This window comes from Agrobacterium sp. CNPSo 2736 (assembly GCF_004005385.1).
Lineage (GTDB): Bacteria > Pseudomonadota > Alphaproteobacteria > Rhizobiales > Rhizobiaceae > Agrobacterium > Agrobacterium leguminum.
On record NZ_RZTX01000005.1, the window covers coordinates 49243 to 61361 of the forward strand.

The 12119-nt window shown below is 59.6% G+C and carries 10 protein-coding genes; all 10 read left to right on the top strand.

Going from position 1 to position 12119, the window contains the following annotated elements; all coding sequences use genetic code 11:
- Positions 1-289: 289 nt before the first annotated feature.
- The 10 genes from polA (at position 290) to EM858_RS10425 (ending at position 12080) form a co-directional block, all read left to right on the top strand.
- Positions 290-3289, top strand: coding sequence for a DNA polymerase I (polA, locus tag EM858_RS10375; RefSeq protein WP_127756813.1), 3000 nt, complete (start codon positions 290-292; stop codon positions 3287-3289).
- A 75-nt stretch (positions 3290-3364) separates the two neighbouring features.
- Positions 3365-4084: a DUF1868 domain-containing protein gene (locus EM858_RS10380; RefSeq protein ID WP_127756651.1), complete on the top strand. Its 720-nt coding sequence runs from the start codon at positions 3365-3367 to the stop codon at positions 4082-4084.
- 192 nt (positions 4085-4276) lie between these two features.
- Positions 4277-4462 (top strand): 50S ribosomal protein L32, encoded by a 186-nt coding sequence (gene rpmF, locus EM858_RS10385; RefSeq protein ID WP_003507205.1) that lies wholly within the window; start codon positions 4277-4279, stop codon positions 4460-4462.
- A gap of 187 nt (positions 4463-4649) precedes the next feature.
- The gene (locus EM858_RS10390; protein WP_164865411.1) at positions 4650-6452 is read left to right on the top strand and encodes a sensor histidine kinase; all 1803 of its coding nucleotides are present in this window, start codon (positions 4650-4652) and stop codon (positions 6450-6452) included.
- Complete coding sequence (locus EM858_RS10395; RefSeq protein WP_127756653.1) at positions 6449-7795, top strand: sigma-54 dependent transcriptional regulator; 1347 nt, start codon at positions 6449-6451, stop codon at positions 7793-7795. The genes EM858_RS10390 and EM858_RS10395 overlap by 4 nt, the downstream gene beginning before the upstream one ends.
- 197 nt (positions 7796-7992) lie before the next feature.
- The gene (locus EM858_RS10405) at positions 7993-8976 is read left to right on the top strand and encodes a tripartite tricarboxylate transporter substrate-binding protein (RefSeq protein WP_003524332.1); all 984 of its coding nucleotides are present in this window, start codon (positions 7993-7995) and stop codon (positions 8974-8976) included.
- Between the two features lie 201 nt (positions 8977-9177).
- A complete protein-coding gene (locus EM858_RS10410) occupies positions 9178-9639 on the top strand; it encodes a tripartite tricarboxylate transporter TctB family protein (protein WP_127756654.1) in 462 nt (153 codons plus the stop codon).
- Positions 9640-9648: 9 nt separating this feature from the next.
- Positions 9649-11154, top strand: coding sequence for a tripartite tricarboxylate transporter permease (locus EM858_RS10415; RefSeq protein WP_059758961.1), 1506 nt, complete (start codon positions 9649-9651; stop codon positions 11152-11154).
- Between the two features lie 148 nt (positions 11155-11302).
- Entirely contained in the window at positions 11303-11515 is a 213-nt protein-coding gene (locus EM858_RS10420; RefSeq protein WP_059759493.1) for a SlyX family protein, read from the top strand.
- A gap of 13 nt (positions 11516-11528) precedes the next feature.
- Positions 11529-12080 (top strand): DUF924 family protein, encoded by a 552-nt coding sequence (locus EM858_RS10425; RefSeq protein ID WP_127756655.1) that lies wholly within the window; start codon positions 11529-11531, stop codon positions 12078-12080.
- The last annotated feature ends 39 nt before the right edge of the window (positions 12081-12119 follow it).

Here is a 12119-nt window from a genome sequence, read left to right on the forward strand (position 1 = left end):
CGGCCATGGCGGTCATATTGGAGGACAAAGGCCCGGAGAGGGGGAAAGGCCTTTGTCCGGTCTGACGCGGCGGGGGACGAGCCAGCTATCAGACTACGGCGTGATCAGGCGCCGTCCCTTATGAAATGTGTCTGCAAATGCGGCTTTTCAAGGGAAGGGCGGATTACAAATCGGTAACGTTCAGGTGAATTTTGCAGGCCTGTGCTACCGCTTCATTCCCCGCTCTTTACGGTGCGTTGTGCGAAGTTTCGGTAGACGTCAAAACGGCCCCGCGCTATCCATGCTACCCATGAAAAAAGGCGATCATCTCTTCCTCGTTGACGGTTCCGGTTTCATTTTCCGGGCCTTCCATGCAATCCCGCCGCTGAACCGCAAGTCGGACGGGCTGCCGGTCAACGCCGTCTCCGGTTTCTGCAACATGTTGTGGAAGCTGCTGAAGGATGCGCGCAATACCGATGTCGGGGTGACGCCGACCCATTTTGCGGTGATTTTCGACTATTCGTCGAAGACTTTCCGCAACGAACTTTATGATCTCTACAAGGCCAACCGCACCGCGCCGCCGGAAGATCTGGTGCCGCAATTCGGCCTGATCCGTGAGGCGACGCGCGCCTTCAACCTTCCTTGCATCGAGACGGAAGGCTTCGAGGCGGACGATATCATCGCCACCTATGCCCGGCAGGCCGAGGCGATCGGCGCCGATGTTACGATCATCTCCTCCGACAAGGATCTGATGCAGCTCGTTACGGCCAATGTACACATGTACGACGCCATGAAGGACAAGCAGATCGGCATTCCGGACGTTGTCGAAAAGTGGGGCGTAGGCCCCGAAAAGATGATCGACCTGCAGGCGATGACCGGCGATTCCACCGATAATGTTCCGGGCATTCCCGGCATCGGGCCGAAGACGGCGGCGCAATTGCTGGAGGAATATGGCGATCTCGATACGCTGCTGGCGCGAGCGGGCGAAATAAAGCAGCAGAAGCGCCGGGAAAATATCATCGCCAATGCGGAGCTTGCCCGCCTTTCCAGACAGCTCGTGGCGCTCAGAACCGATGTGCCGCTGGATCAGTCTCTCGAAGCGCTGGTGCTCGAATCGCAGAACGGCCCAAAACTGATCGCCTTCCTGAAGGCAATGGAATTCACGACGTTGACACGCCGGGTTGCCGAGGCGACCGAAACCGACGCTTCCGCCATCGACCCTGCCAATGTGCCGGTACAATGGGGTGCCGATGCCCATGGTCCCGATCTCGATGCGCCGGCCGCCGCCGTTAAGGTTGGCGAAGTGGCCACTAACGCCGCTGGCGCTTCGGCTTCGCCTGCCGCTCCGGCAAGGAAAGTAACGGGGGAGGGCAGCGCGCCCGCCGATCTCGCCACAGCGCGACAGACGCTTTTTTCCGCCGCCAAGATCGATACGACCGCCTATCTGACGATCAGGGACCTTGCGACGCTCGACCGCTGGATCGCGGCGGCCCGGGAGACGGGCGTCGTCGCCTTCGATACGGAGACGACCTCGCTCGACCCGATGCAGGCGGAGCTTGTCGGTTTTTCTCTGGCCATTGCCGATAACGGCAAGGACGCCACGGGCACCGATATCCGCGCCGCTTACGTTCCTTTGACGCACAAGACCGGTTCGGGCGGCGATCTCTTCAGCGACGGCATCAGAATGGCGGAGGGGCAGGTGCCTTTTGCCGAAGCGCTGGAGCGCCTGAAGGACCTGCTCGAGGACGAAGCCGTTCTGAAGGTCGCGCAGAACCTGAAATATGACTATCTGCTGATGAAACGCCACGGCGTCGTCATGCAGAGCTTCGACGACACGATGCTGATTTCTTATGTCCTCGAGGCCGGCAAGGCCACGCATGGCATGGATTCGCTGTCCGAACGCTGGCTCGGCCACACGCCGATCGCCTATAAGGACGTGGCGGGATCGGGCAAGTCGAGCGTCACCTTCGATTTTGTCGATATCGACAAGGCAACCGCTTATGCTGCGGAAGATGCCGATGTGACCCTGCGGCTCTGGATGGCGCTGAAGCCGAGGCTTGTCTCGGAACGACTGACCAAGGTTTATGAGCGGCTGGAGCGCCCCCTTGTGCCGGTTCTGGCGCACATGGAAGAGCGCGGCATCACCGTCGACCGGCAGATTCTCTCGCGTCTTTCCGGCGAACTCGCCCAGAAGGCCGCGTCCTTCGAAGAGGAAATTTACGAGCTGGCAGGCGAGCGTTTCAACATCGGATCGCCAAAGCAGCTCGGCGATATTCTGTTTGGCAAGATGGGGCTGCCGGGCGGTTCCAAGACCAAGACCGGCCAATGGTCGACATCGGCGCAGGTTCTCGAAGATCTTGCGGCGGAAGGTATCGAACTGCCGCGCAAGATCGTCGACTGGCGGCAGCTGACGAAGCTGAAATCGACCTATACGGATGCGCTGCCCGGATATATCCATCCCGAGACGAAACGGGTGCATACGTCCTATGCGCTCGCCTCCACCACCACCGGACGCCTGTCTTCCTCGGAGCCGAACCTTCAGAATATCCCGGTTCGCACGGCGGAAGGGCGCAAGATCCGCACGGCCTTCATCACCACGCCAGGACATAAGCTTCTGTCGGCCGATTACAGCCAGATCGAGCTGCGCGTGCTGGCCCATGTCGCCGATATTCCGCAGCTGCGCAACGCCTTCGAAAACGGCATCGACATTCATGCGATGACCGCGTCGGAAATGTTCGGCGTGCCTGTCGAGGGCATGCCATCGGAAGTCCGCCGCCGCGCCAAGGCCATCAACTTCGGCATCATCTACGGCATTTCCGCCTTTGGCCTCGCCAATCAGCTCGGCATCGCCCGCTCTGAAGCCGGCGACTATATCAAGAAATATTTCGAGCGTTTTCCCGGCATTCGCGATTACATGGAAGCGACCAAAGCCTTCGCCCGTGAAAACGGCTATGTCGAAACGATTTTCGGCCGCCGCGCGCATTATCCGGAAATTCGCTCTTCCAACCCTTCGGTAAAAGCCTTCAACGAGCGCGCGGCGATCAACGCGCCGATCCAGGGCTCCGCCGCCGATATCATCCGCCGCGCCATGGTCCGTATCGAGCCTGCGCTGGAGGCAGAAAAACTTTCCGCCCGCATGCTTTTGCAGGTGCACGACGAACTCATCTTCGAAGTCGAGGAAGCGGAAATCGAAAAGACCCTGCCGGTCGTCGTCTCCGTGATGGAAAACGCGGCCATGCCGGCGATTTCCATGAAGGTGCCGCTCAAGGTGGATGCACGTGCGGCTGACAATTGGGATGAGGCGCACTGATCGCTCAATGACCGGCGGATGTCATTGCTTTGTCGCGTGTGGGGACTAGGGGAAACGTCTCACAAGGAGTTTCCCATGCACGCCCCGCGCGTCTCGAAAGATCTCGACTATATTTCCGCCGCCAACCACGATCAGCCGCCGCGCCATCTCGGCAGCCGCTTCAACGCGGCTGGCGAGTTTCTACCCGACTCGGGCAACACGGTCGTCTGCCATCTTGTCGAGGGATCGCAGACTGAAAAGGCGATCATTGCGACCCGCCAGTGTTTTCTAGATATGGCCGAGGCGCCGCAGCTCGCCTTCACCCCCATTTCCAGCCTGCACATGACGGTATTCCAGGGTGTCAACGATTTGCGACGCACACTTCCCTATTGGCCGAGCGAAATGCCGCTCGATGCGTCGGTGGATGCGATGACGGACTACTATCGCGACCGTCTTTCCGCCTTTCCAGCTTTGCCGGCCTTCAACATGCAGGTTACGGGCCTGCGCCCCGTGGGACTGGTGATGAAGGGCGCAACCGCCGAGGACGATCGGATCGTGGCTCTCTGGCGGGATACATTCGCCGATTTCTTCGGCTACCGACATCCTGATCATGACACTTACGAATTTCACATCACCCTGTCCTACATCATCCGCTGGTTCGAGCCGGAGTGCCTGCCGCGCTGGCAGGCGATGCTCGACGAGGAACTGGAAAAGCTGCGCGCCGCCGTACCGGTCATAGAGATGCGGCCGCCAGCTTTCTGTGAATTTAAGGACATGAACCACTTCAAGGAGCGTATCGTTTTCGATAAGACGTGAGGCGTGATTTGTGATGCCTGAGGGTGGCTTGCCACGCTCATTCCGTTGAATCGGAAAAAATGTGCGTCAGGGCTGGTCAAAGCCCGTTTGGGCATGTATAAGCGCGCCAAATTTCCGATATCGAGACATCCGACATTCGGCCTTTGGTTCTGGCCGGTTCCGTTGTTTCGCCGCTTAAGTGGAGTAACAAAAATGGCTGTACCAAAAAGAAAAACAAGCCCGTCCAAGCGCGGTATGCGCCGCTCGGCTGACGGTCTCAAGTCTGCGACCTACGTTGAAGACAAGAACTCCGGCGAACTGCGCCGTCCGCACCATATCGATCTGAAGACCGGTATGTATCGCGGCCGTCAGGTTCTGACGCCGAAGGAAAGCGCATAAGCTTTTCTGAAATCATCTTTGCAAAAAACCGGTCCTCGTGGCCGGTTTTTTGTTTTGAGGATCGTCCACCTGCCTTTTCCGCTCACTTGGAAAATTCGGTCACTCCTCCTACACTCTTTCAGGGAGAGCAGGTTTCGATGCCTGCAACAGGAGGGGAGCTTCGGTGAAATATCGCTGGATTGTGTTGATGCTTCTCAGCCTCGGCCTCGGTTACGGCGCCGTGACGAGAGGTGGCGGCATCATAGCGGAAAGCTATTTCGGCGAAATGTCCGAGCAGGGCCGCACGACGCTGCGGCTGGCCGTCTCTGCGCTCGGGGGGCTTTTGAACCGTTACGAGCCGCTGCCGGCCCTGATTGCCGATCACGACGACATTGAGGAGCTGGTCGCACATCCCAAGGATGCCGAACTGCGCCAGCGCGCCAATATCTACCTCAAATCCATCAACACCCTGCTGGAATCCTCCGATATCTACATCATCACGCTGGACGGGGAGACCATCGCCGCCAGCAACTATGATGGTCCCACAAGTTTCGTCGGTGAGAATTTCAGCTACCGTCCCTATTTCCAGGATGCCGCCAAAGGCTTCCAGTCACGCTTCTTCGCGCTTGGCACCACCTCCCACAAGCGTGGCTATTATTTTTCAGCGCCCATTCTCTTCAACGAGGAGATCAAGGGTGTCATCGTCTTCAAGGTCGATATTGAAGGCATAGAAGCGTCATTCGGCGATGGCGAGAACCGAATTCTGGTATCGGACCCCGAAGGCATCATCTTCATGACCGGAACGCCACAATGGCTTTATTCCGGCCTCATGCCGCTGACGCCCGAAAGGCTGGCGCGAACGGAGACTTCCCGCCGCTACGCCAATGCCACCCTTAAGGAATTGCCCCTGAAAAACGGCAATTTCGGTTCGCATCAGCTGATGACGATCAGCCAGGATGACGGTGAAAGGGAATATATGGTCCTGTCGCAGCCGATGCCGGACGCGGGCTGGACAGTCAGCGTGCTGATGGACACGGGTTCGCTCCGAACGCAGGTAAAGACGGCGATGATAGCCATCATCCTCTGCCTGTGTCTTGCTGCCGCTCTCATCGCCGCCATGCTGCAAAGGCGGCGGCGTCTGCGGGAACGCCTGACCCATCAGGCTGAGGCCCAGGCGGAACTGGAACGCCGGGTGGAGGAGCGCACCGCTGATCTGGCGCGGGTCAATCAGGAGATCGAACACGAAGTCGCCGAGCGCCGCCAGACGGAAAAACAATTGCGCAAGATGCAGAACGATCTGGTGCAGGCGGGCAAGCTCGCAGCGCTCGGGCAGATGTCGGCGGCGTTGTCGCATGAGTTCAATCAGCCGCTTGCAGCCGCCAAGAACTACGCCGAAAACGCCTCGCTGCTCGTGGAGCGGGGACGGCTGGAGGAGGTGACGGAAAACCTCAGGCGCATTTCGGGCCTTATCGATCGCATGGCCTCCATCAGCAAGCATCTCAGGAATTTCGCCCGCAAGCCCAATGAAAAAATGGCCGCGGTAAGTCTGGAAACCGTCCTTCGCGATACGCTCGAAATCGTCGGTGCGCGGCTGAAGGCCGCCGATGCGGTGCTGGATGTGGATCTCGGCCGGGTGCCGCTTGCCGTGAAGGCCGGCCCGGTGCGGCTGCAGCAGGTGCTCGTCAACATCATCTCCAATGCTGCCGATGCGGTGGAGGGGCGCGAGGATCGCCGCATTGCGCTGCGGGCCGTGCAGCATGGCCAGTCGGTGTCGATTTTCATTCGTGATCGCGGTCCGGGTGTGCCGGCGGCGATTTCAGAACGCATTTTCGATCCCTTCTTCACCACCAAGGGCGTGGGGCGCGGCCTCGGTCTTGGCCTGTCCATCTCCTATAATATCATCAAGGATTTTGGCGGCCAGCTCCGCGTCAGGAACCATGAAGAGGGCGGGGCTGAGTTCGAGATCGAATTGCCAGCCGCCGCCTGGCGCGTGGAGGCGGCTGCGGAATGACCATGTCGCGGGTTCTGTTGATCGATGACGAGGAAGAACTGCGCTTTTCCACCGCGCAGGCACTGGAGCTTTCCGGTTTTGCGGTCACCATGCTGGCAAGCGCAGAACATGCGCTCGAACTCATCGGTTACAGCTTCGACGGTGTCGTGGTCAGCGATATCAGGATGCCCGGCATGGATGGCATGACGCTGCTGCAGAAGGTGCGGGAGCTCGATCCTGAAATACCTGTCATCCTGATGACGGGCCACGGCGATGTGCAGCTTGCGGTCAACGCCATGCGCAACGGCGCCTATGATTTCATCGAGAAGCCGTTTACGCCGCAATATCTCGCCGGCATCATCAAAAGAGCGAATGACCGGCGGGCTCTGGTGCTGGAAAACCGCCGCCTCAAGGCGGTAGCGGGCAAGCATGACGATCTCGAAACGCGTCTGCCCGGCAGAACCCAGATCATGGTCGATCTGCGGTATCGTATCCGCGCCATCGGTGCGACGGACGCCGATACGCTGATCGTCGGTGACACAGGCGCGGGCAAGGAGGTGGTGGCGCGGGCGCTGCACGATATCAGCGCCAGAGCCAACCGGCCCTTCGTTGCGATCAATTGCGCCGCCCTTCCGCAGACACTGATTGAAAGTGAACTATTCGGCCATGAGGCCGGTGCGTTTCCCGGAGCGCTGCGCCCGCGCTACGGCAAGTTCGAACATGCTCGCGGCGGCACCATTTTGCTGGATGAGATCGGCTCCATGCCCTTCGAATTGCAGGGCCGATTCCTGCGTGTCTTGCAGGAACGGGTGATTACCCGTCTCGGCTCGAATGAAACGGTCGAACTCGATGTCCGTTTCATCGCCACCAGCAAGGTCGATCTGGAACAGGAGGTCGCAGCTGGCCGGTTCCGTGCCGATCTTCTTTATCGGCTCAACGTGGCGACGCTTCTCGTGCCATCGCTCTCGCAGCGCAGCGCAGATATACCGCTACTTTTCCTGCATCTCGTGCGGGAAGCCGCTGCCCGTTACGGGCGGGAAGACATGGAGGTGCCGCAAAGTCTGCTTTCGGCCGTCTCCCTGCGCGAGTGGCCGGGCAATGTGCGTGAATTGCGCAATGCCGCGGACCGCTTCGTTCTCGGTCTGGAGAGTGATGTTCCCGAAGCCTCGCTGCCGTTTCAGGATGACGGAAAAGCGGCCCTTTCCGCACGGGTCGCGGCTTATGAAAAAAGCCTGATCGCACATGCAATCGCCGCACACGGCGGAAATCTGAAATCCGTCTATGAGAATCTCGGCATTTCGCGCAAAACGCTCTACGAAAAAATGCAGAAATACGGGCTGCACCGGCACATGACCGAGGTCTGATGGGTGGATTTCCACCCATGGATGAGCCCCTATGGGTAGAAATCCACCCATTGCTGTTCAGGATAGCAATAAAAGCGCACCTCACAACAAGACCGCCATTGCTGAACGGCGATCCCGGATCGCAAATATCTCACCCCGGTCGCCATGGAGGAGCATGCGCGGCTGAAGTGGCGAACATTTTCATCCGGGAGGAATCGATGAAAATACTGAAGACAGTCACCGGCCTTGCTGCCGCCGCTGCCGTTTCCCTTTTTGCGTTGTCCGCATCCGCTCAGAACTATCCCGAGCGCAACATCACCATGGTCGTGCCCTTTGCCGCTGGCGGCCCGACGGATACGGTTGCGCGCCTTGTCGCTGAATCCATGTCGAAGGACCTTGGCCAGCAGATCATCGTCGAAAATGTCGGCGGCGCAGGCGGCACGCTGGGTGCTGGTCGTGTGGCATCGTCCGATCCGGACGGCTACACCGTTCTTCTCCACCATATCGGCATGGCCACCAGCGCCACGCTTTACCGCAAGCTTGCCTATGACACGCTGAACGCCTTCGAATATGTCGGCCTGGTCACCGAAGTGCCGATGACCATCCTGTCGCGCAAGAACCTCGAGACGACGGATCTGAAAGGTCTGATCGAATACGCCAAGGCGAACAAGGACAAGGTCACCGTCGCCAATGCCGGCATCGGCGCTGCCTCGCATCTTTGCGGCATGCTGTTCATGAGCGCCATCGAAACCCCGCTCGTCACCGTTCCCTATAAGGGCACCGGTCCGGCCATGACCGATCTGCTCGGCGGCCAGGTTGACATCATGTGCGACCAGACCACCAACACCACCAAACAGATCCAGGGCGGCACCGTGAAAGCCTATGCCGTGACCACGGCCAAGCGGCTGGACGTGCTGCCGGATGTGCCGACGGTTGTCGAAGCGGGCCTGCCGAAGCTCGAAGTGGGTATCTGGCACGGCATCTATACGCCGAAGGGCACGCCTGCGGAAATCAACGAAAAGCTCTCCAAGTCGCTGCAGGTCGCGCTGAAGGACAAGAATGTCGCGGCTCGTTTTGCCGAACTCGGCACCACGCCCTCGTCGGAAAGCGATGCCACGCCTGCGGCGCTGAAGGCCAAGCTTGAAAGCGAAATCGCGCGCTGGAAGCCGGTGATCGAGGCTGCCGGCCAATATGCCGACTGATGGTCAAAACAATTGCCGGCGGCACTCTGTCGCCGGCTTTTTGCCATGGATTTACTGCATCGGCGCAAAACTCGATCCCGATTTTTGCAGGCACGATGCGCGGTCTTAGGAGGCTAGAGCGTCCTTGGTGCGTTCGGAAGAATGCACGGCGCTCTGAATGCGGAGCGGCATGTTGCCGGCCGCAGTGGAGGGGCATCTTTCATGAAGTCGTTTTTCATTGATCCTGCCGAAGCAGTCTGCGGGGCAATTTTTATCGGGCTTGGCGCGTTTTTTGCGCTGCAGTCCTTTGGGCTGGAGATCGGGACCGCCTTTCGGATGGGGCCGGGCTATTTCCCGCTCGTTTTGGCGATCATTCTGGTTCTGCTCGGTGGGGTGATATTCCTGCGGTCCACGCGCGTACAGGGTGAGGCTGTCGGGGCCATTGCCTGGCGGGGGATATTTTTCATTCTGCCCGCGCCGATCTTCTTCGGCCTAACTGTTCGGGGCCTCGGTTTCGTGCCGGCGCTTTTTTTCAGCGCCCTCATCGCAGCCTTTGCCTCGCACAAGATGAACCCGTTCATGGCAGTCATTCTTTCTGCGGCCATCACGGTCTTTTCCGTCGCTGTTTTCAACTACGGTCTCGGCCTGCCGTTCCAGCGCTTCGGCCCCTGGCTTAAATTTTGAGGTGCCGTGATGGATTTGCTCGATAATCTCGCTCTCGGTTTCGTCACGGCATCTTCGCTGGCAAACCTGTTCTTCTGCCTGATCGGCGTGCTGCTCGGCACCCTGATCGGTGTGCTGCCCGGCATCGGCGCGACGGCGACCATCGCCATGCTGCTGCCGATTACCTTCCAGCTCGAGCCCGTCTCGTCGCTGATCATGCTCGCCGGCATTTATTACGGCGCGCAATATGGCGGTTCGACCACCGCCATCCTGATCAATATGCCCGGCGAATCGTCCTCTGCCGTCACGGCTATCGATGGTTACCAGATGGCGCGCAAAGGCAAGGCGGGCGCCGCACTCGCCATCGCCGCCATCGGTTCGTTCTTTGCCGGCACGGTTTCCACGTTCCTCGTGGCAATCTTCGCTCCGCCTCTGACCGCAATTGCGCTGGAATTCGGCGCGGCGGAATATTTCTCGCTGATGGTCGTCGGCCTCGTTTCGTCGATCGCACTTGCCCATGGTTCCATCGTCAAGGCGCTGGCCATGGTCGTGCTGGGCCTGCTGCTGGGTTTGGTCGGCACCGATATCTATAGCGGTACGCCACGTTTTACCCTCGGCATACGCGAATATGCCGATGGTCTGAACTTCGTGGCCGTGGCCGTCGGCGTCTTCGGTATCGCCGAAATTCTGCGCAACCTCGAAAACGAGCGCACCCGTTCGGTGCTGATCGCCAAGGTCAGCGGGCTGATGCCGACACGGGAGGATTTCAGGAAAATGATCGCGCCGGTGCTGCGCGGCACGGTCATTGGTTCCGCTCTCGGCATTCTTCCGGGCGGCGGCGCGATCCTTGCGGCCTTCGCTTCCTACACGGTGGAAAAACGCGTCTCCAAGAACCCGGAAGAATTCGGGCATGGCGCGGTTGCCGGCGTGGCCGGTCCGGAATCCGCCAACAATGCAGGCGCCCAGACCTCCTTCATCCCGCTGCTCACGCTCGGCATTCCCGCGAATCCGGTGATGGCGCTGATGATCGGCGCGATGATCATTCAGGGTATCGTGCCGGGTCCGAACGTCGCGACCGAACAGCCGGCGCTGTTCTGGGGCATCATCGCCTCCATGTGGATCGGCAACCTGATGCTCGTCATCCTGAACCTGCCGCTGATCGGTCTGTGGGTGAAGCTGCTGACGGTGCCCTATTATGTGCTGTTCCCCATCATCATGGCCTTCTGCGCCATCGGGGTCTACAGCGTCAATTCCAACGTCTTCGATCTCTATGCCGTCGCCTTCTTCGGCTTCATCGGTTACGTGCTGGTGAAACTGCGCTGCGAGCCGGCGCCGCTGCTCCTGGGCTTTGTGCTTGGGCCGCTGCTGGAGGAGAACCTGCGCCGCGCCATGATCCTGTCGCGCGGCGATCCGACCACTTTCGTCACCCGGCCGATCAGCGCCACCCTGCTTTTCATTGCTCTGGCCGTGCTGATTGTCGTCTTCCTGCCCAGCGTGAAGAAGAAGCGTGAAGAGGTTTTCGTAGAAGAAGACTGAGGAATGCCAAAGACTCGGATGCCGGCGATGGAAACATCGCCGGCTTTTTCCGTTTCTGGATCGCCATGACGAATTCGCTTCACCAAAGCGACATATGGTTGACTCGGGAGCTTTTAGGCCCAAGGAAGGGCTGGAAAGAGAGGTCGATATGACGTCGGAAACCGAAAAACGGATCATCGCGCTCGAGGAGACGGCCGCGCATCAGGCCAAGGTGATAGAGGAGCTGTCCGATCAGCTGGCGGAACAGTGGAAGGTGGTGGAGCAGACCCGCGCCAAGCTCGACCGCCTGACGGAGAGGTTCCTGAGCCTGGAGGAGCAATCGCTGGACGCGCCCGCGATTACTCGACCGCCGCATTATTGACAGGGAAGAGCCAATGAAAAACGACACCGCCGCGCTGGCCGCCGATATCGTCGATTTCTGGAAGAAGGCCGGACCGGACAAATGGTTCGACAAGGATGCCGCCTTCGACAACCACTTTCACGACCGTTTCCGCGATGCCCATTTTGCAGCCGCAAGACGCGAATTGGACAAGTGGCTGGAGGGCGCGGAAAGCAGTCTCGCGCTGATGCTTCTGCTGGATCAGTTTCCGCGCAACTGCTTTCGTGGCACCGCGCACATGTATGCAACCGATCCATTGGCGCGGCTTTTTGCCGACGAGGCCATCCGCCGTGGCCACGATCAGGCGGTGGGCGAGGATTTGCGCGTTTTCTTCTATCTGCCCTTTTCCCATGCGGAGGATATCAAGGCCCAGCAGCGTGCCTGCGTCCTGAACCAGCCGCTTGGCGGGCTTTATCTTCACCATGCCGAAGAACATCGCGATATCGTCGAGCGTTTCGGCCGCTTTCCGCATCGCAACCACATATTGCTGCGGGAAACGACGCCGGCGGAACGGCAATATCTGGATGAAGGCGGTTTTTCCGGCTGAGCCGGAAACGAAAACGCCGCCAGTCCCGAAGGGTGGCGG